The organism is Vibrio sp. ED002 (assembly GCF_023277445.1).
In the GTDB taxonomy this organism is placed as follows: Bacteria; Pseudomonadota; Gammaproteobacteria; order Enterobacterales; family Vibrionaceae; genus Vibrio; species Vibrio jasicida.
This window is the reverse complement of the sequence record NZ_CP080238.1, coordinates 2,044,135-2,066,376: the sequence shown is the minus strand read 5'-3', so window position 1 is coordinate 2,066,376 and position 22,242 is coordinate 2,044,135. Positions and strand designations below refer to the sequence as shown.

The following is a 22,242-nucleotide window of genomic DNA, read 5'->3' as shown; positions in this document are numbered from 1 at the left end:
AGTCAGTGCTAAGCCCTGTCAGATTTGTGAAAGAGACTGCACGAACAGGGCGAAAGGCACTCGCTTTTCTGGTAGTTATCACGATAATGAAAGGATTAAAGAACGCATTACAAGGTTAAGTTTATGCACATTCATATCTTGGGTATCTGCGGCACGTTTATGGGCGGTGCAGCAGTTTTGGCTCGTCAGTTAGGTCATAAAGTAACGGGTTCAGATGCCAATGTTTATCCACCAATGAGCACCCTGTTAGAGTCGCAAGGTATTGAAATAATTGAAGGCTTTGACCCTTCTCAGCTTGACCCTCAACCCGATCTTGTGGTGATTGGTAACGCGATGAGCCGTGGTAACCCATGTGTTGAACATGTATTGAACACTAACATGCGTTATACCTCTGGCCCGCAATGGTTACAGGAGTTTTTACTCCACGATCGCTGGGTACTTGCGGTTTCTGGTACTCACGGCAAAACCACCACTTCAAGCATGCTGGCTTGGATTTTAGAAGACTGCGGTTACCAGCCTGGTTTCCTCGTTGGCGGCGTATTAGGTAACTTCGGAGTGTCGGCTCGCTTGGGTGAAAGCATGTTTTTTGTCGTAGAAGCCGACGAATATGACAGTGCTTTTTTCGATAAGCGATCTAAGTTTGTTCACTACCATCCACGTACACTGATCATGAACAACCTTGAGTTTGATCATGCGGACATCTTCGACGATCTAGAGGCGATTAAACGTCAATTCCACCACTTAGTGCGCACTGTTCCGGGCAACGGCTTGATCCTTGCACCTAAGCAAGATCAGTCGCTGCAAGACGTGATCGAGCGCGGTTGTTGGACTGAAAAGCAGTTCTCAGGTGTCGACGGTGATTGGCAAGCGCACAAATTGGTTATCGATGGCTCTAAATTTGAAGTTTCATTGCAAGGTGAGAAAGTTGGCGTCGTGGATTGGGATCTTGTCGGTGACCACAACGTGGATAACGCTTTGATGGCGATTGCTGCTGCTCGCCATGTGGGTGTTGCACCAGAACTTGCATGTCAGGCTCTCGGTCGTTTTATTAACACCAAACGTCGCTTAGAACTCAAAGGCGAAGAGCAGGGCATCACAGTTTACGACGATTTTGCTCATCATCCGACGGCGATTGAACTGACATTGGGCGGTTTACGTAACAAGGTTGGCGAAAAACGTATTCTTGCCGTTTTGGAGCCACGCTCTGCGACCATGAAGCGCGGTGTTCATAAGAATACACTGGCAGCTTCATTGCACAGTGCTGATGAGGTGTTCCTCTTCCAACCAGACAACATTGATTGGTCAGTACAAGAGATTGCAGACCAGTGTAAACAACCTGCTTTTGTGGGTGCAGAGATGGACAGCTTTGTCGCTAAAATCGTAGAACGAGCACTGCCGGGTGACCAAATCCTCGTAATGAGTAACGGTGGCTTTGGTGGTATCCACGGCAAGCTTCTAGAACAACTGAAACAAAAAGCTTAATGACATTTATGCAACAAAAAGTAACCCCTAAAAAAGCCATCACATTAGCATTAACGGGCGCCTCTGGTGCCCCTTATGGTCTTCGCCTTCTTGAATGCCTAGTTGCTGCGGATTACCACGTTTACGTGTTGATCTCTTCGGCTGCTCGTGTCGTGATGGCGACCGAGCATGACCTGAAACTGCCAAGCGGCCCTGAAGCGGCGCAAAAGGCGTTAGTTGAGCATCTCAACTGCAATCCAGATAATATCACCGTTTGTGGCAAAGACGATTGGTTCTCGCCAGTGGCCTCTGGTTCGGCTGCGCCAAAGCAAATGGTGGTGTGTCCATGTTCCGCGGGCAGTGTCGCGGCCATTGCACACGGCATGTCAGATAACTTAATTGAACGTGCTGCAGACGTGGTGATGAAAGAGCGTGGGCAACTGTTACTTGTGGTGCGTGAAACGCCTTTCTCAACACTGCATCTTGAAAACATGCACAAGCTCTCGCAGATGGGCGTCACCATTATGCCGGCAGCACCGGGCTTCTATCATCAGCCTAAGAGCATTGAAGACTTGGTTGACTTTATGGTGGCAAGAATTCTCGATCACCTTGGTATTGAGCAAGGCTTGGTGCCACGTTGGGGTTATGACCAACGTTGATTGTGTAATCAATAAAAGACCTTTACAATCCATCCAACTCATCGGGGAGCAAACCCATCAGGTATTGACCTTATCAATGCCAAGGAGCGCTGAGACCTAATTGTTTAACATTGTTGAGCAGACAGGGACCCGTATTACCTGAACCAGATAATGCTGGCGTAGGAATTGAGTCTGGATATTGGAAGTCCTAAATACCGCCTCAACCCTGTGCCGCTCAATTCATGTTACTCATGCAAATGGAGAGCGAGCAGTGAAAACCACTCTTAGTCTGATTGCCCTTGCAGCCATCACTTCTACTTCAGCGTTTGCCGCTGAAAACACCCTAACTGTCTACACTTACGACTCTTTCGCTGCCGATTGGGGGCCTGGTCCTAAAGTTGAAAAAGCGTTCGAAGCCAAATGCGGTTGCGACGTTAATTTTGTTGCGCTGGATGACGGTGTTTCAATCCTTAACCGCCTTCGCTTGGAAGGAAACAATAGCAAAGCGGATATCGTGTTAGGTTTGGATAACAACCTGATGGCGGAAGCGAAAAAGACCGGGCTTCTGGCTGAGCATAATGTTGATACCTCAAAGACTACGCTACCTAATGGTTGGGACGATAAGACCTTCGTACCGTACGATTACGGCTACTTTGCGTTTGTATACAACAAGGAGAAGTTGGCGAATCCTCCAAAAAGCATGAAAGAGCTGGTGGAAGAGCGTGATGATCTGAAAGTGATTTACCAAGACCCTCGCACTTCGACGCCGGGACAAGGCTTGATGTTGTGGATGAAGTCCATCTATGGCGATGATGCGACTCAAGCGTGGAAGCAACTGGCAACGAAAACAGTTACCGTTACCAAAGGCTGGTCAGAAGCTTACTCGATGTTTTTGAACGGTGAGTCCGATCTCGTGCTGTCTTACACGACCTCTCCCGCGTACCATTTGATTGCAGAAGATGACGCGAAATACGCAAGCGCAAATTTTGCCGAAGGGCACTACATGCAAGTGGAGGTGGCGGCTAAGGTCAAAGGCTCAAAAAATTCGAAGTTAGCAGATGAGTTCATGAACTTTATTTTGAGTGATGATTTCCAATCTGCGATGCCAACAGGTAACTGGATGTACCCAGTGACTGACGTTGAATTGCCAAAAGGCTTTGAAACTCTGAGCGTGCCAAGCAAATCATTGAGCTTTAGTGCAGACGAAGTAGCGAAAATGCGCAAGACTTGGATTCGCGAATGGCAAAGCGCATTGACGTTCTAACATAGGTTCTACTTTTGAATTCTGTTCCGAAAATAGGGTTAGGGGTCGCGATGATTATCGCGACCTTTGTTATTTCTGCCCTGGGTGCTTTGATTGTCCAAGCGCCTTCACTTGATGTGTCTATGGTATGGGGAGACCCATACTATCAGCACGTCACCAAGTTCAGCTTCTACCAAGCTTTTCTTTCTACACTATTGAGTGTTGGCTTTGCTATTCCCGTTGCGCATGCGCTTTCTCGACGTGACTTCTTTGGTAAGTCTCTACTATTAAAATTGTTTGCGTCCACTTTAGTTTTGCCGGTACTGGTTGGCGTATTCGGCTTATTGGCGATTTACGGTAATAGCGGTTTGCTAGCTCAATGGCTGAAAAGTATCGATGCGGAGCTGCCGTTTTCCATCTATGGCCTGAACGGTATTTTACTTGCGCATGTGTTCTTCAATATGCCTTATGCAGCACGCCTACTTTTGCAGGCATTAGAATCTATCCCAGCAGAGCAACATAAACTGTGTGCACACCTTGGAATGAGTCATTGGGATAAATTTCGCTGGGTGGAATGGCCACGCCTAAGGCAGCAATTACCACACGTAAGTGGCTTAGTGTTTATGCTTTGCTTTACCAGTTTTGCCACCGTGATGGCGTTAGGCGGCGGACCGAAATCGACCACTATTGAGCTTGCCATTTATCAGGCAATTAAGTTCGACTTTGATCTGCAAGCCGGGGCGCTTTTGGCACTGTGGCAAATGTTGTTGTGCGGCTTGTTAGCAATTGGCGTACAAAAGTTGACGAAGCCAGTCTCAGTAAGCACTGGCAGCACATCGGTACAGCAATATTTAACGAAGGATCATGGGTGGTCAAAAGCTTGGGATAGCTTTTGGATCATAGGAGCCTTTTTACTAGTAATACCGCCACTTTTGATGGTGGTCTTCAGTGGTATCAACCAACAAGTTTGGCCGGTATTGAGTGATGAGCGCTTTTGGTCTGCACTGTTCAATTCACTCAAAGTTGCGGTACTGGCGAGTTCTCTTGCCGTGGCCGCTGGCGTATCGATTTTGCTGACTAGCCGACGTTGGCGTTTGCAGTATAAAAATACTCGCGCTGATCAAATTGAGCTTATTGGTACCATCATTTTGGTGACGCCGGGCTTAGTGATCAGTACGGGATTGTTCCTATTGCTGCGCTCATTTACCGATGTATTCAGCTTAGCGTTTTTTGTGGTTATTTTGGTTAATGGTTTGATGGCCTTGCCATATGTCATTAAGACTTTATCTCAACCTATGTTGCACATTGAGCAGCAATATCAGTATGTCTGTGCCAGTTTGGGTATGCGTGGTTGGCAACGTTTTAGAGTGGTGGAGTGGCAAGCACTGCGCAAGCCATTTGCACATGCTTTTGCTATCAGCTTTATGTTTGCGATTGGTGACTTGAGTGCGATTGCTTTGTTTGGTGGGCAAGAGTTTAGAACCTTGCCGTTGTACCTATTCCAATTGTTGGGAAGTTACCAGATGGATGCTGCGGCTGTTGTGTCGGTTACCTTGCTGTTACTCAGCGTCGGTTGTTTTGCTGTGATTGAAAAAGTATTGAAAACGAAGGAGAGAGCGTAATGTTAGTGTTGGATGATGTGCAGTACACCTATCAACATGAACTGTTTCGTTTTAACTTAGACATTCAACGTGGGCAAATCGTATCACTGATGGGACCGAGCGGGGCTGGTAAATCAACCTTATTGGCGTTAGTTGCTGGTTTCATCAATCCAGACCAAGGCGATATTCTGGTTGATGGTGAATCTATCGTAAGTAATGAGCCGTATCAGCGTCCGTTCTCAATGTTGTTCCAAGAACATAACCTGTTTGCTCACCTGTCAGTAAGAGACAACATCGGTTTGGGCTTGCATCCGGGGTTAAAGCTTACGGCAGACCAAAAGCTTCTTGTCGAGCAAGCGGCAAGACAAGTGGGTGTAGCTGAGTATCTGGACCGCTTACCTGAACACCTTTCTGGTGGTCAGCGCCAGCGTGTGGCACTCGCACGTTGCTTTGTTCAGCCGCATCCGATGTGGCTACTCGATGAGCCTTTCTCAGCTCTCGATCCCGTGTTGCGTGAAGAGATGCTGATATTGGTTAAACAGCTTGCTGCTGAGCGTGGCATCACCGTTTTGATGGTGACGCACCACTTAAGTGACGCCAGAGCGATTGCTAGTCATTTTGCATTTGTGGCAGGTGGTCAGGTAGAAGCGTCAGGTGAGATTGGTGAATTAACGTTATCGCACTCTAGCGATGTTTTAACCGCGTTTGTGCGAGCGGCAGGGTAGAGCGTTGTTTATATTGATGAATAAGGCGTAAGAAAAACAAAAGGTTGATGCGAGCATCAACCTTTTTCTATTTTGGGAGTTTGAATGAGTACGTTAGCCTTGTGGCTTCACTACCATCACATTGATTGGTGAGTTTTCAACAACTTTGCTTGCGACTGAGCCTAACATCACTTTATTGATCTTCGAACGTTTATGGCTTGGCATAATGATGAGGTCTGCGCCTAAGCGCTCAGCGTAATCAAGGATGGTTGCATACGCTTTGCCTTCTGCAACGTGGACTTTATAAATCACTTCATCATCGATGTGTTGATCGGCAAATGTTTTTAGCTGCTGCTTCACATCTTGCTTCATCTTCGCCGCCGCATCTTTCGGGAAGTAAGTCGCGACCATCGACATGTGGATACCGGGCAGTACAGTCAGTAAGTGAACTTCCGCGTTGGCTTGTTTAGCTTGCCAAACAGCCAACTCAACAGCTCGGTCAGAGAAGCCTTGGTCATTTAGATCAACCGGCACAAGAATTTGTTTATACATTCAGTGTCTCTCATCATGGCCCCTTATCCTCGGGGCCTAATCGGTTATGCGCTCAACTGTTCCTTACGAGCACGACGTTTTTGGTTCATGGCAAGTACCAGCAAGATCATTAAGCAAGGCACAAATACCCATTCTTTCATTGGGCGCTCAGCGTCTTGAACGATCCATTTGATCTCCCAGTCGAAGTCGACGCCAGACGATTCTGCCGGACTACCAAACTCGACCATGTCTACGATCATTTTGCCGTCGTTCTCGGTTAGCATTAGACCCATAGAAGAGATGCGCTCTTCAGCGGTTTTTGCTTTATCTTCGAACGGAAGACGTACCGTTTTCTCTACGTAATCACCTTCTAGGTTTTCACCTGCGACTCGTAGCTCAATGGATTCTCCTACATTTAGCCCTTCCGTGATTTGAGCTATCTCAACCCCAGGGGAAAGAACTTTCGCTGGGTACAACATGTCCCACCAAAATCCAGGGCGGAAGAATGAGAAGGTCAATACCAATAGTAAGACGGTTTCCCACCACTTATTACGTGTGAACCACCAACCTTGTGTTGCCGCTGAGAAGATTAACATCGCAATGATTGAAGAGATCACGGTCAATGCTAAATGCCACCATGAGTCGATACCCATCAACAATAGCTGAGTATTGAAGACAAACATGAAAGGCAGGATTGCGGTTCGAATATCATAGGTAAAGCCTTGAATACCAGTTCGAATTGGATCCGACTTTGCAATCGCTGCCGCCGCAAATGCCGCTAAGCCAACAGGTGGTGTATCATCGGCCAGAATACCGAAGTAGAACACAAACAAGTGGACCGCAATCAGTGGGATGATCAAACCGTGTGCCGCACCAAGCGTTACGATAACCGGTGCCATCAAGGTTGAAACCACAATGTAGTTGGCCGTCGTTGGTAGGCCCATACCCAGAATCAAACTAATGACCGCGGTAAACAGCAACATTAGGATAATGCTACCGCCCGAGATGAACTCGACAAAGTCGGTCATGACAAGGCCAATACCAGTCAGCGTTACCACACCAACAACCGTACCGGCAGCAGCGGTTGCGACACCGATACCGATCATGTTGCGCGCACCAGATACTAAGCTTTCTGCTAGGTCAACAAAGCCGTTTTTGGTTTGTTCGACAAGATCGCCTTCTTTAGATAGCAACGCAATCAAAGGGCGTTGTGTCAGCAAGATGAAGATCATAAACACTGTTGCCCAGAATGCAGATAGACCTGGAGAGAAACGTTCCACCGTCAAACACCAAACCAGTACCACGATAGGCAATAAAAAGTGCAAACCAGATTTAATCGTCGGACCAGGGTCTGGTACCTCAGTCAGTTCAGCATCGATTTCAATCGCTCCATCTTTTGCGTGGTTAGCGGAAATCTTTACAAGACCCACATAAGCAATTAGAAGTACGACGGTCACGATAGGGGTTGCTGCATCACCAAAGACATCTTTCGTCCAACCCACACCGTAGTAAACCAAAGCGCTGATAACACATAGGCCCAAAATCGTACCAGTGAAGGACAGCAAGCTCTGCACAAGCGTAGGGGTATGGCGACGAGGAAGCCCTGTCATGCCTGCTTTACACGCTTCAAGGTGAACGATGTAAATCAGTGCAATATAAGAGATAAGCGCAGGGAGTAGAGCTGCTTTGATAACTTCAACGTAGGAGATACCAACGTATTCCACCATTAAGAATGCGGCAGCACCCATGATAGGCGGTGTCAGCTGACCGTTGGTTGATGCTGCTACTTCTACCGCACCCGCTTTCGTTCCTGGGAAGCCAACACGCTTCATGAGTGGAATCGTAAACGTACCTGTCGTTACTACGTTAGCGATGGAAGAACCTGAAACCAGACCAGATAAGCCAGAAGCGACTACCGCAGCTTTCGCAGGGCCACCTTTCATATGACCAAGTAGCGAGAACGCGACTTTAATGAAGTACGCACCTGCGCCCGCACGCTCTAGCATGGCACCAAACAGTACAAACAAGAATACGAAAGAAGTTGATACACCCAGTGCAACACCAAATACGCCTTCAGTTGTTAGCCAAAGGTGCGACATGGCTTTGTTCAAGCTCGCGCCTTTATGAGCAATCACATCTGGCATGTATGGGCCAGCAAAGGTGTAAGTTAGGAACACCGCAGCAACCACCATAAGTGGTGGACCGAGAGCTCGGCGAGTTGCTTCAAGTAGTAACGCCATACCTGTGACGGATACCACGATATCAACTGTGGTTGGGGCGCCAGAACGGCCGGCGAGTTCGGTATAGAAGATGTAAATGTAAGCCGCTGCAAAACTGCCTGCGAGTGCCAATATCCAATCAATAAGAGGGATATGATCTCGTGGAGAGTTTTTCATGGCTGGATAAGCAGTGAAAGCGAGAAAAGTAGCAAAAGTTAAATGGATTGCTCGCGCTTCAGTGTCGTTGAGTACACCAAAATTAAAAATAAATGGTAGCGGAGACGCGTACCATAATTGAAATAGCGACCAGCACAGTGGAACGAACCATAAGATTCGACCTTGCAAGCCCATTGGGCTACGCGCACCTGTGTCTGCCTGAGCCACCATTTCTTGCACATCTTGTGACGGAGTGTTGTTCGTCGCCATGTACTTTTTCCTTATTATTGATGGTCCTGTCTGTATTGTGTATCGAGAACCACGCTTCGCTTTAACAGTGTAGTGAATAGAGCGAAGTTTGCTTTCGAGTGAATCGCTACAGTCCTTCAACTCATTGATTTATGAGAGGAGGGCATGTGCGTTTTCTTTTTTTAGGTGTGTGAGCGCGACTTCCGAAAAAGAAATCAGCAGATTGCATAAAGCAAATTGAACAAAGCATGCTGGAAGAAGGTGTTCGACCAGCATACTCAATCAGGCAGAAAACCATCCTTCTCTGCCTGAGCTTGGAGTCAGTAGCTGCTTACTTAAGCAGACCTACTTCTTTGTAGTACTTCTCTGCACCTGGGTGAAGAGGGATTGAAAGACCAGCTTTCACCATGTCTTCTTTTTTCAGGTTTGCAAATGCAGGGTGTAGACGTTTGAATGTATCGAAGTTTTCGAACACAGCTTTAGCAACGTTGTAAGCCACGTCATCTGAAACATCAGAAGTCGTTACCATTGTTGCCGCAACACCAAAGCTGTTTACGTCTTTATCTGTACCACGGTACATACCAGCAGGCACTGTGCTGAATGCGTAGTATGGGTTGTTAGCAACGATTTTCTCGATTTCTGGACCAGTTGCAGGAACTAGCTTCGCATCACAAGAGGTTGTTGCTTCTTTGATTGAACCGTTCGGGTGGCCAACCATGTAGATAAACGCGTCGATCTTGTTATCACACAGTGCTTGAGAACGTTCTGAGCCTTTTAGTTCTGATGCAAGTTTAAAGCTGTCGTTAGTCCAGCCCATTGCATCCATCACTACGCCCATTGTCGCGCGGTCACCAGAACCAGGGTTACCGATGTTTACACGTTTACCTTTTAGGTCTTGAACGTTTTCGATACCAGAATCTGCACGTGCGATGATGTTAAAAGGTTCTGTATGAAGAGAGAACATTGCACGTAGTTTTTTGTACGGGCCTTGTTCAGCAAACTTGCTCGTACCGTTGTAGCCATGGTATTGCCAGTCCGATTGCACGATACCAAAATCTAGCTCGCCAGCACGGATAGTGTTGACGTTGTAAATTGAGCCGCCAGTCGATTCTACTGAACAACGAATGTTGTGATCTTTACGACCTTTGTTTACCAATTTACAAATAGCACCACCAGTAGGGTAGTAAACACCTGTTACTGAGCCAGTACCGATAGTAATAAACTCTTGAGCGTTAACTGCGCCTGCGCCCATAACTGCTGCAGCGATTGCGCCTACTTTAAGAAGTTTGTTAAATGCCATGAATTTCCCTTCCTTATATTCATTATTAACCCAGAAATAACTGTAAATTACTTCAGGAGTTTCCTATTTGGAAACGGCATCTTTTCCAATCCAATCGTTTGAAAAAGCGAGCGAATCATAACAAAAAATTGGCAGAAAATTATCCGATTGTTAAAAGTTATAGCGAATAAGTCTAAAGCTTGCGACAGTAGGTGGGGATAAATTCGCAAGCTAATCTGTTTTATAACAGTTACTTATGCCGATTTTGTGTGAGGGTGTTAAAAAAATCAATAGCGTGATAATGATCACAAATGAGGTGGGTAAAAAATAGACGTTGGAATCATTTTGTTTACATAATTTATGGGCTACAAAATTCAACTAATTTCATAGCCCACAAACAGTTACTTAGCCTGTGTATTCGAAAAGCTCACACACTGATTTGAACAATTGTTCTGTTGAAACTGGCATTGTTGGGGTAATAAAGATGGTGTCATCACCTGCAACGACACCCAGAATGCCTTCTGATTTGCCTAGTGAATCAAGTAGGCGAGCAATCAATTGTGCAGCACCTGGACCAGTATGGATAACGACTAACGCAGCGTTGTGGTCAATATCCAGTACAAGTTCACGTAAAGAGCTGCTTACCGTAGGAACTCCAAGCTCTGCTGGCAGACAGTAAACCATCTCCATTTTTGCGTTACGTGTACGTACCGCACCAAATTTGGTCAGCATACGGGAGACTTTAGATTGGTTGATGCTTTCGAAACCTTGTTGTTTTAATGCATCAACGATCTCACCCTGTGAGCCAAAGCTTTCTTCTTTTAATAAGGCTTTAAAAGCGCGAACTAAGTTATCTTGTTTTTCTGAATTGCGCATAGTCGTTATGGTTCTCTTATTACAGGTCAGCAATTTTGCATATTCTCGCATAGATATTCATGCAGTGCCAAAAACTCACGGCATTATGTTAATTCCATCACTGTAAACCCTAAACAGGATAGGGTTCTTTAAGTATGAAATCGTTGACCTATTTATTGCATTGAATTTCTTGTCATTTCAACAGAATAAACCAATAATCAGACCTTTGTTTGTAGCACGATAACAGCGAGTTGCGCGAGGTCGCAAAGCTGGCGTTAATTGATTGTAATCAAGTTGTGATTCCGATAGCTTTATTTCAGTTGGTTACAAAATACCCTACGAATACGTTTATAAGAGAAATACTCTCAAGGAGAACTACATGAAAGTAGCCGTTATTGGTGCCGCTGGCGGCATCGGTCAAGCTCTGGCCCTTCTACTTAAGAACCGTCTTCCTGCAGGTTCAGATTTAGCCCTATATGATATTGCTCCAGTAACTCCTGGTGTGGCTGCAGATCTTAGCCATATCCCGACACCAGTATCTATTAAAGGTTACGCTGGTGAAGATCCAACGCCTGCACTAGAAGGTGCTGACGTGGTTCTTATCTCAGCTGGTGTCGCACGTAAGCCTGGTATGGATCGTGCTGATCTATTTAATGTAAATGCTGGTATCGTTAAGTCACTAGCAGAAAAGATTGCAGTAGTATGTCCAACGGCATGCGTGGGTATTATCACTAACCCAGTGAACACCACAGTGCCAATCGCCGCGGAAGTATTAAAGAAAGCCGGTGTGTACGATAAGCGCAAACTGTTTGGTGTTACAACGCTAGACGTTATCCGCTCAGAAACCTTCGTGGCTGAACTAAAAGATAAAGATCCAGGTGACGTTCGCGTTCCTGTTATCGGTGGCCACTCTGGTGTGACTATTCTTCCTCTTCTATCTCAAGTAGAAGGTGTTGAGTTCACCGCTGAAGAAGTAGAAGCGCTAACGAAACGTATCCAAAATGCGGGTACAGAAGTTGTTGAAGCAAAAGCGGGTGGCGGTAGCGCGACTCTGTCTATGGGTCAAGCAGCATGTCGCTTCGGTCTTGCTCTCGTACGAGCACTTCAAGGTGAAGAAGGCGTAGTAGAATGTGCATACGTGGAAGGTGGCAGTGAACATGCGCCTTACTTTGCACAACCAGTTAAACTGGGTAAAGACGGTGTAGAAGAAGTACTAAGCTATGGCGCACTAAGTGACTACGAGAAGTCAGCACTTGATGGTATGTTGGAAACGCTAAATGGCGATATCAACATTGGTGTTGAATTCGCTAAATAAGCGTCTCTACAAAGAGAAAGCTATATAAAGAAGAAAGCCGATCTTAGATCGGCTTTTTTGATCCTTTCATTTTATCTCGCGTAACAGAGTCTGAATCAAACAACTTTGTGAGGGAGAAGATGATGGAAGCCAATCGAATCCGTAAAGGTATGGTGGTGGAATGCCAACAAGGTGTCGGAACAATCTTAGTGGTTGATCAAGAGGCGGAAACAGTGCTTCTTGCCAAACAAGGTTCGGAAGAGCAGTTGGCGGTCAGTTTCGACGAAATTGAAGATAACCCACAGCTTCACGATAGTTGCGATAGATACTATTAGATGGTAGCGGTGAGAAGAATTTGAGGTACACAAAAAGGAAGAGCTATGCTCTTCCTTTTTATTGTGGGTCTATTTTATGCCGTTAACTAGTGCGGTTCACTGACATGTGAGCCAGTGTAATAAGCGCTTGCTTGTACTCTGACTCTGGCAAGATTGCGAGTTCTGCAATCGCTTTGTCTGCTTCTTCTAGTGCTTTCTGCGTTGTGTATTCAAGTGAGCCGGCTACTTTCATTACAGCAAGAATGTCATCCAAGTGATCCATACCGTTGGCTTTTTCGATAGCCTCACGGATCATCTGTGCATTCTCTGGGGTGGTATTGCGCATGGCATGAAGTAGGGGAAGCGTTGGTTTGCCTTCAGCTAAATCATCACCAACATTCTTACCCATATCCTCACCGTCAGACGTGTAATCCATCACGTCATCGATCAGTTGGAATGCTGTACCCAAATATTTACCGTAGTTTTGGAAAGCGACTTCTACTTCTTCAGGAGCATCGTTAAGAATCGCACCAATTTGGGTTGCAGACTCAAACAAACGTGCGGTCTTAGAGTAGATGACCTGCATGTAGCTTTCTTCTGTCGTGTCAGGATCATTGCAGTTCATTAACTGCTGAACCTCACCCTCTGCGATTACATTAACTGCGTCACTCATTAGTTTAAGGATCTTCATTGATCCTAGCTCAGTCATCATTTGGAATGAGCGAGTATAAATAAAGTCCCCAACTAACACGCTAGCGGCATTACCAAACGCAGCGTTTGCTGTCGCTTTACCACGGCGCATGTCTGATTCGTCTACCACATCATCGTGCAACAGTGTTGCTGTGTGGATGAACTCGATAAACGCTGCTGCCATTGTATGGCCGTTACCTTGGTAACCAAGAGCACGTGCTGACAATATCGCCAGAAGTGGTCTTAAGCGTTTGCCTCCACCACTCACGATATAGAAACCGAGCTGGTTGATTAAAGAGACATCAGAATTTAGTTGGGCTTGAATTGTTTCATTCACTTTTGCCATGTCATCGGCAGTAAGCGCTTGGATAGTTTTAAAATCCATCGTATATCCGGCTGAAGTTAGACCCTGCAAGGCTTATTCGATTTATATAATTGTCGAATAATACACTAAAAAACGTTGATTAATACATTACTAAAGGGCATGATTGCCGCACTTTTCTTTGGCGATTAGCTTTTCGCCAATTTTTTCAAAATATGGCTTGTCATAGGGGCATCTCTTCTGTAGAATCTGCGCCCTATTGATGATTAGTTTAGCGCACACCCTCATGAAAAGGCTGTGCGGAAAAAGCGGAGTAAAATATGTACGCTGTTTTCCAATCTGGTGGTAAACAACACCGTGTAAGCGAAGGTCAAACTCTTCGTTTAGAGAAATTAGACGTTGAAACTGGTGCAACTGTTGAATTTGATACAGTTCTTCTTGTTGCTAACGGCGAAGACATCAAAGTTGGCGCTCCTCTTGTAGAGGGCGGCAAAGTTGTTGCTGAAGTTGTACAACACGGTCGTGGCGATAAAGTTAAAATCGTTAAGTTCCGTCGTCGTAAGCACTCTCGTAAGCAACAGGGTCATCGTCAGTGGTTCACTGAAGTGAAGATCACTGGTATCAACGCTTAATCTATTAGGAGAGTTTAACAATGGCACACAAAAAAGCTGGTGGTTCTACTCGTAACGGCCGCGATTCAGAAAGCAAACGCCTTGGTGTTAAGCGTTTCGGTGGTGAGTCTGTTCTTGCAGGTAACATCATCGTACGTCAACGTGGTACTAAGTTCCACGCTGGTAACAACGTAGGTATCGGTAAAGACCACACTCTATTCGCTCTTACTGAAGGTAAAGTGAAGTTCGAGGTTAAAGGTCCTAAAAACCGTAAGTTTGTAAGCATCGAAGCTGAGTAATTTACCTTTTAGGTTAATTATTTAAGCTTTAAAGCTGAATTCAAAAGCCCTGCCGATTCGGCGGGGTTTTTTATTTGTAGCAGTCGACATATTCAAGTTTCTCGTTTTTACCTTGTTGGTAGGTTCAGGGTGCTTAGATCTGTCATCTGCTAAAATTGTTTGATGATAAGTCAGATTAAATCCACGCACGAAGTAGTCGGAGTAAAAGATGAAGTTCGTAGATGAAGCGGTAGTAAAAGTTCAGGCTGGTGACGGCGGTAGCGGCGTTGTAAGTTTCTGGCGTGAAAAATTCATCACTAAAGGCGGCCCTGATGGCGGCGATGGTGGTGATGGCGGTGATGTATACATCCAAGCCGATGAAAACCTAAATACCCTGATCGATTACCGTTTCCAACGCTTTTACGAAGCAGAACGCGGTGAAAATGGTCGTGGTGGTAACTGTACGGGTAAACGTGGTAAAGACATCACAATGCGTGTTCCTGTAGGTACGCGCGCAGTTGATATCCACACTAATGAAATCGTTGCAGAAGTTGCTGAACACGGCAAGAAAGTGATGGTCGCGAAAGGCGGCTGGCACGGTCTTGGTAACACGCGTTTTAAATCTTCAGTAAACCGCGCTCCTCGTCAGAGAACGCTAGGTACTAAAGGTGAAATTCGTGAAATCCGTCTAGAGCTATTGCTATTGGCTGATGTTGGTATGCTTGGTCTACCTAACGCAGGTAAATCAACCTTTATCCGCGCAGTATCAGCAGCAAAACCAAAAGTAGCAGATTACCCATTTACTACGCTAATCCCAAGCTTGGGTGTAGTGAGTGTCGTACCTGAGAAAAGCTTTGTAGTTGCTGATATTCCTGGTCTAATTGAAGGCGCAGCTGACGGTGCTGGTCTAGGTATTCGCTTCCTTAAGCACCTAGAGCGTTGTCGCGTATTACTGCACATGATTGATATCATGCCGATTGATCAGTCAGACCCAATTCAAAATGCCCTAACCATCATTGATGAGCTAGAGCAGTACAGTGAAAAACTTGCTGGTAAACCTCGTTGGTTAGTCTTCAACAAGACTGATCTTATGCCGGAAGAAGAAGCGAATGAAAAGATCCAAGAGATCTTGGATGCGCTTGGTTGGGAAGATGAGTTCTTTAAGATCTCTGCAATCAACCGTAACGGCACTAAAGAGCTTTGCTACAAGCTAGCTGACTTTATGGAAAACCTACCTCGTGAAGAGGAAGAAGTTGCTGAAGAAGATAAAGTGAACTTCATGTGGGATGATTACCATAAAGATGCCATCGCTGGTAAAGACGTGATCACTGAAGAAGATGACGACGACGATTGGGATGACTGGGACGATGAAGAAGACGACGGTCACGTTGTTTACGTCCGTGACTAATTGCTAGTTATTTCATTAAGCCGCAATGTATATTGCGGCTTTTTTTGTATCTAAATCATGTTTAGACGATGTGTTTTACGGCACAATAATAAAATATACCCAAGTGACTTCAAGATGTAGGATTCAGAGCGGGGTCAATGACACCCTCCCAAGGGTGAGGTTACTTGGGTATAAATGGACTTAGGAAGTATTTATGACATCGGAAGCTATGCCGCCTGAAGAAGCTATGGCGGCGTCCAATCAAAGAGCCATTTCTCGGCTCGTGGCTCAAGCCGGGCAAATGTTATTAGCCCACGGTGCAGAAAGTACGCTGGTGAGCGATATTATGCAGCGCATTGGGTTTGCGAGTGGCGTTAGCGATGTTGCTGTTGCACTGTCTGCCAATGCCTTGGTGGTCACAACGGTGATGGACGATCATTGCATTACTACCACAAGAAGCTGTGCCGATCGTGGAATTAACATGCGTGTCATTACGCAAATTCAGCGTATCTGTATCATGATGGAGCGCGGTTTACTCGATGTGAAAATGGCACAGAAGAAACTCAATACCATCAGCCCAGAGCGCTATAACCGCTGGTTAGTCGTGTTTATGATTGGTCTTTCTTGTGCTGCCTTTAGTCATCTAGCTGGAGGAGATTGGGGAGTCTTCGGCATGACGTTCCTCGCCTCTGCTGGTGGTATGATCGTCAGACAAGAGATTGGGCATCGACATTTTAATCCTCTACTTAATTTCGCCGCTACAGCATTCGTCACAACGCTGATTTCCGCTCAAGCCGTGATCTTTGAAATTGGTAATTTACCTACGGTAGCAATGGCATCTTCGGTCCTGATGTTAGTACCGGGCTTCCCTCTGATTAACTCCGTTGCAGACATGCTTAAAGGCCACATCAATATGGGCATCGCGAGATTTACCATGGCAAGTCTACTGACATTAGCAACTTCACTTGGCATCGTAGCAGCGATGGAAGTCACCGGTATTTGGGGGTGGATGAGCTAATGAGTGTATTTGAACTCGCACTTGGCCTGCTGAATGATATGTTTTTTGCGGCGATTCCTGCAGTGGGTTTTGCCATGGTGTTTAACGTGCCACAGCGCGCTTTAGTTTATTGTGCCGTAGGTGGTGCGATTGGTCATGGCAGTCGCTATTTGATGATGCACTTTGGCTTGCCGATTGAGTGGGCGAGCTTTTTTGCTGCGACCCTTGTTGGCTTAATCGGCGTACATTGGTCGCATCGTTTTCTTGCTCATCCCAAAGTTTTCACTGTTGCAGCTTTGATCCCAATGGTGCCCGGTGTATTTGCCTTTAAAGCCATGATTGCCATGGTGGAGATAAACCACTTGGGTTATTCGCCAGAGTTAATTGCGACATGTATGGAGAACTTTCTTAAGGCGATGTTTATTATTGCAGGCTTAGCGGTTGGCTTGGCGGTTCCGGGGCTGTTATTCTATCGCCGCAGACCCATAGTATAAGGACCCAATATGATCATCAGCATGATTGCCGCGATGGCAGACAACCGTATCATCGGTAAAGACAACCAGATGCCTTGGCATCTTCCGGCAGATTTTGCATGGTTTAAGCGTTGTACAATGGGTAAGCCTGTTGTGATGGGACGTAAAACTTATGAATCAATCGGACGCCCTTTACCTGGCCGTTTGAATATTGTCATCAGCCGTGATACTTCACTTTCCATTGAAGGTGTCACGACTGTTACGTCGATTGAGCAGGCGCTTGAGGTTGCTGGTGACAGTGAAGAAGTGATGATCATTGGTGGTGGCGCGATTTACGCTGCATGCTTGGCAATAGCAAATAAGCTATATGTCACTCATATTGAAGCTGAAATCGAGGGTGATACTCAGTTCCCAGATTGGGGGAATGAGTTTAAAGAAACATACTCTGAAGCGTATCAAGCGGATGAAAAAAATGCGTATAACATGCGTTTCACCGTTCTAGAAAAGTAACCAGCTAGAATAAGAGAAGCACCGTCAATACGGTGCTTTTTGTTTTCTAGTCCGCTAATTCGAATTGTTAACTGAGTGCTTCTTGGGTGAAAACTTGCTTATCTTCCCAGCGAATCATAGTTAATGAGCCACCCCAAACACAGCCCGTATCAAGGCCAATAATGCTCTCTTCAATGTAGCCTTGCAGTGCTGCCCAGTGACCAAATAAGACCGCTTTTTCTAAAGGCACACGTTTTGGCAGTTTAAACCAAGGAACAAGCTCATCTTCTGAAACTTCTTGTGGTGGAAGTTTACAGTCCATATCCAAGCGGCCATCGGGAAAGCAAAAGCGCATACGGGTAAATGCATTGATGGTATAGCGATAGCGATCTAAGCCTGATAGAGATTCCTCCCAAAGATCAGGTTGGTTGCTGTACATATTTTCCAGTAACCAATGCAGTTGCTCACTCTGAATTATCGCCTCGACCTCACGTGCACATGCTCGAGCCGTCTGTAGATCCCATAAAGGTGAGATGCCCGCATGACACATAACGAACTCATCGTGTTCCGCCATGAGTGGTTGCTGTGCTAACCAAGTGAGTAGATCATCTTTATCTGGTGCGGAAAAGATAGGTGCGGTTTTATCTTTGTCCTTCACCTTCTTTAAGCCTTTAGAAACCGCCATTAGGTGCAGATCGTGATTGCCGAGGACAACTTTAGCGCTGTCGCCAAGGGATTTAACAAAGCGCAGTGTTTCTAATGACTTAGGCCCTCTTGCCACCAGGTCACCAGCAAGCCAAAGTTGATCGTGTTGAGTTGAGAAATTAACGTGTTCTAGTAGCTGTTGCAGTTCATCGAAACAGCCTTGAATGTCACCAACGATGTAGGTAGCCACTGACTCTCCTGATTAATTTAGGACATTGGGAACAGCAAGTCGGAAAGGGTCTATTTCGGTGAGAAACTCTTGTCCCTTCTCATCCAACATCATGTAGTGTCCTTGCATGACACCTACTGGAGTTTCTAATGCAGTACCGCTACTGTAGGTGTATTCATCATTGCTAGGAATAAAGGGCTGTTGTCCGACAACACCTTCGCCTTCTACCGTCATTTGTTTGCCATTTGAATCCGTAATTAACCAGCGACGACTGAGTAATTGTACGGTTTGTTGGCTGAGGTTTTTGATGGTGATGACGTAGGCGAAGATAAAACGTTGCAGTTCTGGGTTGGACTGTTCTTCAATGTATTTGGTGTGAACTTGAATCTTGATGCAAGGTTGAATGACGTCCATGTGCACTCCTCGAAAAACGGATTATCTCAATAATAATAAGCCAAACCGCGAAGGGTTTGGCTCATCGTTTGAGTTATTGGTGCTGCGGATTATCCGCAAGCCAGTTCGCCATGGCGACAAACTGTTGTAGCGTTAGGTTTTCTGGACGCATACTTGGGTTTACGCCCAACTCTTCCAATACTTCTGTACTCAATAGCGACTTGTAGCAGTTACGAACGGTCTTACGACGCTGGTTAAAGCCTTCGCGACATACGCGCTCCAACAAACGCAAATCTTTCGCAGGGTGCGGAAGGACTTCGTAAGGCACTAAGCGTACGACTGCTGAATCAACTTTCGGTGGCGGTACAAACGCTGTTGGTGGTACTTCTAGAACAGGTACAACTTTACAGTAGTACTGAGCCATTACCGTTAGGCGGCCGTAAGCCTTGCTGCCTGGACCTGCGGCTAAACGGTTTACCACTTCTTTTTGAAGCATAAAGTGCATGTCTTGAATGTCTTTATGGAATTCAAATAGGTGGAACATCAATGGTGTCGAGATGTTGTATGGCAAGTTACCGAAGATACGTAGCTTGTTGTTTGGCTTCACTAACTGCGTGAAGTCAAAGCGCATAGCATCGCCTTCATGAATAGTCAGTTTGTCAGCTAATTCTGGATGGTTGCGTAGACGTTCTGCTAGATCTCGGTCGAGTTCAATAACCGTGAACTTGTCGACTTCGCGACCCACAGGTTCTGTAATTGCACCAAGGCCTGGACCGATCTCAACAAGGTTTTGGCCAGGTCTTGGGTTAATTGATGATACGATACCGTCAATAATGTATGGATCGTTCAGGAAGTTTTGACCAAAACGTTTACGCGCTTTGTGTCCTAAATGGACATCATTTCTCATTGTTTCTTCTCTACCAATTCTATCGCATGCGTGAGCGCTGTTCGGAAGCTCCCTGTATCCGCTTGACCTGTCCCTGCCAGTTCTAATGCAGTACCGTGATCCACCGAGGTTCTTATAAATGGTAGACCAAGTGTAATGTTTACTGAACGACCAAAGCCTTTGTATTTTAATACAGGCAACACTTGATCGTGGTACATACCTAAAACAGCATCAGCATCGTTTAAATACTTTTCATTGAAAATGGTATCTGCCGGCAAAGGGCCAATCAGATTGATTCCTTTTTCTTGTCGAATCTTTTCCAATGTCGGAGTGATGGTTTCGATCTCTTCGCGACCTAAACAGCCATCTTCTCCCGCATGTGGATTTAGCCCGCAAACATAGATGTTTGGTTGCGAGATGGCAAATTTTTCTACAAGATCTTTATGAAGAATATCGATGATTTTTTCTAATCGCTCTTCCGTAACGGCTTTTGATACGTAAGCCAGAGGAATATGCGTGGTGACGAGTGCCACTCGCAGTCCTTCAGTCGCTAACATCATCACGACCAATGGTGTATTGGACTTTTCAGCAAAGAATTCAGTGTGACCACTGAATGCAACACCTGAGCGATTTATCACCCCCTTATGTACAGGGCCGGTGACAATAGCATCAAATTCATCATTCATACAGCCCAAAGCGGCTCTTTCTAACGTTTTTAATACGTAGTGGCCGTTGGCTTCATTAAGTTGACCTGCAACCGCGGTTTCAGCGATTTCAATGTGGTCTACGATTAATGTGCCAGCTTGTTGCGCTTTTGGTGCTTCTTCTGGATTGTAATCAAACAGTTGAACGTCTATGCCGAGCTGTTTAGCTCTTTCTGCTAAGACATTCTTGTCTGCACAAACGACGATTTGGTGCGCCCAGTCTTCCTTTGATAAGGCCAGCACCAAATCAGGGCCGATCCCCGCAGGTTCCCCTGCGGTTACGACGATTCTTCGAATCGAATTAGTTGCCATCATTGTTATCCACGATTTCAACAAACGCGCTTGCTCGTAGTTCTTGCATCCATGCGCCTGCTTCTTCGTTAAACTTACGGTTGAAAAGAATGCGGTAGGCTTTGTTTTTCATTGCTGAGTCAGTGCGGTCAACTTGACGACGGTCTAAAACTTCAACAATGTGCCAGCCGTGTACAGTTTTGAATGGTTCACTGATTGAGCCTACAGGCAATGTTTCAACTTGGTGTTTAAATTCTGGTACGTATAGGTCTGGTGTTTGGTAGCCCAGTTCACCGTCTTGTGCTGCAGAACCTGGATCTTGGCTGTATTGTGTTGCCAATTGAGCAAAGGTTGCTTCACCCGCTTTAATGCGACGAATGAATTCATTTAGCTGCTTCTTCGCACCATCATCGCTTAGGATAACGGTCGGTTTGATCAGAATATGTCGAGCATTGACTTCTGTGACCGCGACTGTTTCTAGGCCTTTTACATCTTCTACTTTTAGGATGTGGAAGCCAATACCGCTGCGGAATGGACCAATGATGCTGCCTTTGTTTTGCATTTTGATTTGGTCTGCGAAGATAGTTGGCATTTCTTCTTTACGCATCCAACCCCAGTCACCACCTTGCAAGGCTTTTGGACCTTTTGAGTAGGTGTAGGCCATTTGCGAGAAATCCGCACCATCTTTCAATTTTTTCACTAATGCATTCGCTTCTGCTTCGACTTCTGACTTGTCTTTATCGTCAGAGAAACGCAATTGGATATGACCGATTTTGTATTGAACGGTTGCGTTGGTTTCTGTTGAAAGTTGTTCTGCTAGGCTATCGACTTCCGCTGGGAGAATGTTGATACGACGACGTACAAGCGCATTACGAGCTTCAGACGCGGCGATCTCTTTACGAATTTGTTCGCGGAATTCAGAGTAGCTTAACCCTTCAGCTTGGACAGAGGCGGCAAGTTGCTCAACGCTTTGGTTGTTGTTACGAGCGATTTCTGCAATCGCTTGATTCAAGCGGTTGTCATCAATTCGTACGCCGATACGTTCAGCCTCTTGACCTTGAAGCGTATCAATGATCAGTTTCTCAACCACTTGGTCTTTCAACACGCTTGCTGAAGGTAAGCTCTTACCGCTCTGACGAGCATTAGCTTGAAGTGTTTTCATTGCAGTGTTGATGTCGCTTTGTAAAATCACACCGTCGTTGACGATAACAGCAACCTGATCAAGCTCTACAGGTGCAGCATTAACACCTAAAGAAAATAGGGTTGTGAAGATGATTGATTTCCAAATTTTCATTTAAAATTC

General features: G+C 45.7%; 23 protein-coding genes and 1 riboswitch. Of the genes, 13 read left to right on the top strand and 10 right to left on the bottom strand.

What is annotated here, in order from left to right:
• The first annotated feature begins 123 nt into the window (after nucleotides 1-123).
• From mpl to thiQ, 5 genes are all read left to right on the top strand, one after another.
• Nucleotides 124-1,482: a UDP-N-acetylmuramate:L-alanyl-gamma-D-glutamyl-meso-diaminopimelate ligase gene (gene mpl, locus ITG12_RS09470; RefSeq protein WP_063344065.1), complete on the top strand. Its 1,359-nt coding sequence runs from the start codon at nucleotides 124-126 to the stop codon at nucleotides 1,480-1,482.
• Nucleotides 1,482-2,120 (top strand): flavin prenyltransferase UbiX, encoded by a 639-nt coding sequence (locus ITG12_RS09465; protein WP_038866102.1) that lies wholly within the window; start codon nucleotides 1,482-1,484, stop codon nucleotides 2,118-2,120. Before mpl ends, ITG12_RS09465 begins: the two co-directional genes overlap by 1 nt.
• Nucleotides 2,121-2,152: 32 nt before the next feature.
• Nucleotides 2,153-2,302: riboswitch (TPP riboswitch) on the top strand.
• Nucleotides 2,303-2,370: 68 nt separating this feature from the next.
• The gene (thiB, locus tag ITG12_RS09460; RefSeq protein WP_104025959.1) at nucleotides 2,371-3,363 is read left to right on the top strand and encodes a thiamine ABC transporter substrate binding subunit; all 993 of its coding nucleotides are present in this window, start codon (nucleotides 2,371-2,373) and stop codon (nucleotides 3,361-3,363) included.
• A gap of 14 nt (nucleotides 3,364-3,377) precedes the next feature.
• Nucleotides 3,378-4,964 carry a thiamine/thiamine pyrophosphate ABC transporter permease ThiP gene (thiP, locus tag ITG12_RS09455; protein ID WP_082040332.1) on the top strand — a complete coding sequence of 529 codons (1,587 nt, stop codon included), beginning with the start codon at nucleotides 3,378-3,380 and terminating at the stop codon, nucleotides 4,962-4,964.
• Entirely contained in the window at nucleotides 4,964-5,668 is a 705-nt protein-coding gene (gene thiQ, locus ITG12_RS09450; protein ID WP_038878321.1) for a thiamine ABC transporter ATP-binding protein, read from the top strand. Before thiP ends, thiQ begins: the two co-directional genes overlap by 1 nt.
• 93 nt (nucleotides 5,669-5,761) lie before the next feature.
• Here thiQ and ITG12_RS09445 read toward each other — a convergent pair whose 3' ends face one another.
• The 4 genes from ITG12_RS09445 to argR form a co-directional block, all read right to left on the bottom strand.
• On the bottom strand, nucleotides 5,762-6,199 hold the full coding sequence (locus ITG12_RS09445) for a universal stress protein (RefSeq protein ID WP_005437370.1): 438 nt from the start codon (nucleotides 6,197-6,199) through the stop codon (nucleotides 5,762-5,764).
• A 44-nt stretch (nucleotides 6,200-6,243) separates the two neighbouring features.
• Nucleotides 6,244-8,823 carry a TRAP transporter permease gene (locus ITG12_RS09440; protein WP_038866109.1) on the bottom strand — a complete coding sequence of 860 codons (2,580 nt, stop codon included), beginning with the start codon at nucleotides 8,821-8,823 and terminating at the stop codon, nucleotides 6,244-6,246.
• A 310-nt stretch (nucleotides 8,824-9,133) separates the two neighbouring features.
• On the bottom strand, nucleotides 9,134-10,102 hold the full coding sequence (locus ITG12_RS09435; protein WP_009707802.1) for a TAXI family TRAP transporter solute-binding subunit: 969 nt from the start codon (nucleotides 10,100-10,102) through the stop codon (nucleotides 9,134-9,136).
• Between the two features lie 384 nt (nucleotides 10,103-10,486).
• Nucleotides 10,487-10,957 (bottom strand): transcriptional regulator ArgR, encoded by a 471-nt coding sequence (gene argR, locus ITG12_RS09430; RefSeq protein WP_005430583.1) that lies wholly within the window; start codon nucleotides 10,955-10,957, stop codon nucleotides 10,487-10,489.
• 358 nt (nucleotides 10,958-11,315) lie between these two features.
• On the opposite strand from argR, the gene mdh reads away from it, so the two are divergent.
• Both mdh and ITG12_RS09420 read left to right on the top strand, forming a co-directional pair.
• Nucleotides 11,316-12,251 (top strand): malate dehydrogenase, encoded by a 936-nt coding sequence (gene mdh / locus ITG12_RS09425; RefSeq protein WP_038878319.1) that lies wholly within the window; start codon nucleotides 11,316-11,318, stop codon nucleotides 12,249-12,251.
• Nucleotides 12,252-12,373: 122 nt separating this feature from the next.
• The gene (locus ITG12_RS09420; RefSeq protein ID WP_038866116.1) at nucleotides 12,374-12,565 is read left to right on the top strand and encodes a hypothetical protein; all 192 of its coding nucleotides are present in this window, start codon (nucleotides 12,374-12,376) and stop codon (nucleotides 12,563-12,565) included.
• Nucleotides 12,566-12,647: 82 nt separating this feature from the next.
• Here the strand turns inward: ITG12_RS09420 and ispB are convergent, their stop codons facing one another.
• Nucleotides 12,648-13,619, bottom strand: coding sequence for an octaprenyl diphosphate synthase (gene ispB / locus ITG12_RS09415; protein ID WP_038866118.1), 972 nt, complete (start codon nucleotides 13,617-13,619; stop codon nucleotides 12,648-12,650).
• A 257-nt stretch (nucleotides 13,620-13,876) separates the two neighbouring features.
• Here ispB and rplU point away from each other — a divergent pair, with 257 nt between their 5' ends.
• The 6 genes from rplU (at nucleotide 13,877) to folA (ending at nucleotide 17,812) form a co-directional block, all read left to right on the top strand.
• Nucleotides 13,877-14,188: a 50S ribosomal protein L21 gene (gene rplU / locus ITG12_RS09410; RefSeq protein WP_038866119.1), complete on the top strand. Its 312-nt coding sequence runs from the start codon at nucleotides 13,877-13,879 to the stop codon at nucleotides 14,186-14,188.
• 20 nt (nucleotides 14,189-14,208) lie between these two features.
• Complete coding sequence (gene rpmA, locus ITG12_RS09405) at nucleotides 14,209-14,466, top strand: 50S ribosomal protein L27 (protein WP_005383095.1); 258 nt, start codon at nucleotides 14,209-14,211, stop codon at nucleotides 14,464-14,466.
• A gap of 208 nt (nucleotides 14,467-14,674) precedes the next feature.
• Complete coding sequence (gene cgtA / locus ITG12_RS09400; protein WP_038878316.1) at nucleotides 14,675-15,853, top strand: Obg family GTPase CgtA; 1,179 nt, start codon at nucleotides 14,675-14,677, stop codon at nucleotides 15,851-15,853.
• Nucleotides 15,854-16,046: 193 nt separating this feature from the next.
• Nucleotides 16,047-16,850, top strand: a complete 804-nt coding sequence (locus ITG12_RS09395; protein ID WP_042599784.1) for a threonine/serine exporter family protein — start codon at nucleotides 16,047-16,049, stop codon at nucleotides 16,848-16,850.
• Nucleotides 16,850-17,323, top strand: coding sequence for a threonine/serine exporter family protein (locus tag ITG12_RS09390; RefSeq protein ID WP_038866121.1), 474 nt, complete (start codon nucleotides 16,850-16,852; stop codon nucleotides 17,321-17,323). Before ITG12_RS09395 ends, ITG12_RS09390 begins: the two co-directional genes overlap by 1 nt.
• Nucleotides 17,324-17,332: 9 nt before the next feature.
• On the top strand, nucleotides 17,333-17,812 hold the full coding sequence (gene folA, locus ITG12_RS09385) for a type 3 dihydrofolate reductase (protein ID WP_038866123.1): 480 nt from the start codon (nucleotides 17,333-17,335) through the stop codon (nucleotides 17,810-17,812).
• 67 nt (nucleotides 17,813-17,879) lie between these two features.
• Here the strand turns inward: folA and apaH are convergent, their stop codons facing one another.
• The 5 genes from apaH to surA all read right to left on the bottom strand — a co-directional run bounded on the left by apaH (nucleotide 17,880) and on the right by surA (nucleotide 22,233).
• Nucleotides 17,880-18,686 (bottom strand): bis(5'-nucleosyl)-tetraphosphatase (symmetrical) ApaH, encoded by an 807-nt coding sequence (gene apaH / locus ITG12_RS09380; RefSeq protein WP_038878314.1) that lies wholly within the window; start codon nucleotides 18,684-18,686, stop codon nucleotides 17,880-17,882.
• 12 nt (nucleotides 18,687-18,698) lie between these two features.
• Nucleotides 18,699-19,079, bottom strand: coding sequence for a Co2+/Mg2+ efflux protein ApaG (apaG, locus tag ITG12_RS09375; RefSeq protein WP_038866126.1), 381 nt, complete (start codon nucleotides 19,077-19,079; stop codon nucleotides 18,699-18,701).
• A gap of 73 nt (nucleotides 19,080-19,152) precedes the next feature.
• Nucleotides 19,153-19,965: a 16S rRNA (adenine(1518)-N(6)/adenine(1519)-N(6))-dimethyltransferase RsmA gene (rsmA, locus tag ITG12_RS09370; RefSeq protein ID WP_038866127.1), complete on the bottom strand. Its 813-nt coding sequence runs from the start codon at nucleotides 19,963-19,965 to the stop codon at nucleotides 19,153-19,155.
• Nucleotides 19,962-20,960 (bottom strand): 4-hydroxythreonine-4-phosphate dehydrogenase PdxA, encoded by a 999-nt coding sequence (gene pdxA, locus ITG12_RS09365; protein WP_038866128.1) that lies wholly within the window; start codon nucleotides 20,958-20,960, stop codon nucleotides 19,962-19,964. The genes rsmA and pdxA overlap by 4 nt, the downstream gene beginning before the upstream one ends.
• On the bottom strand, nucleotides 20,950-22,233 hold the full coding sequence (gene surA / locus ITG12_RS09360) for a peptidylprolyl isomerase SurA (protein ID WP_038878312.1): 1,284 nt from the start codon (nucleotides 22,231-22,233) through the stop codon (nucleotides 20,950-20,952). The genes pdxA and surA overlap by 11 nt, the downstream gene beginning before the upstream one ends.
• Nucleotides 22,234-22,242: the final 9 nt, after the last annotated feature.